The sequence below is a fragment of the Bradyrhizobium sp. KZN70725 genome, assembly GCF_055264925.1.
In genome coordinates this window covers 1-674 of the sequence record NZ_JBUYWT010000198.1, presented here as the reverse complement: position 1 = coordinate 674, position 674 = coordinate 1, and the positions used below count along the sequence as shown (strand labels likewise).

Below are 674 nucleotides of genomic sequence, written 5' to 3'. Positions count from 1 at the left end.
CTCCAGAAGAACTCGAAGAAGGTCACCTCGAACGAGGAGATCGCCCAGGTCGGCACCATTTCGGCCAACGGCGATGCCGAGATCGGCAAGTTCCTCGCCGACGCCATGAAGAAGGTCGGCAACGAGGGCGTGATCACGGTCGAGGAAGCCAAGTCGCTCGAGACCGAGCTCGACGTCGTCGAGGGCATGCAGTTCGACCGCGGCTACATCTCGCCCTACTTCGTCACCAACGCCGACAAGATGCGCGTTGAGATGGACGACGCCTACATCCTGATCAACGAGAAGAAGCTCTCCTCGCTGAACGAGCTGCTGCCGCTGCTCGAGGCCGTGGTGCAGACCGGCAAGCCGCTGGTCATCGTCGCCGAGGACGTCGAAGGCGAAGCGCTCGCCACCCTCGTCGTCAACCGCCTGCGTGGCGGCCTGAAGGTCGCGGCCGTCAAGGCTCCGGGCTTCGGCGATCGCCGCAAGGCCATGCTGCAGGACATCGCGATCCTGACCGGCGGCCAGGCCATCTCGGAAGACCTCGGCATCAAGCTCGAGAACGTCACGCTGCAGATGCTCGGTCGCGCCAAGAAGGTGATGATCGACAAGGAGAACACCACGATCGTCAACGGCGCCGGCAAGAAGGCCGACATCGACGCCCGCGTTGCCCAGATCAAGGCGCAGATCGAGGA

1 protein-coding gene is annotated in these 674 nt (G+C 63.6%); it reads left to right on the top strand.

Going from position 1 to position 674, the window contains the following annotated elements; genetic code table 11:
* Window positions 1-674: TCP-1/cpn60 chaperonin family protein (locus tag ACZBJS_RS42685; RefSeq protein ID WP_463440349.1), on the top strand; the 674-nt coding region annotated here is incomplete at both ends.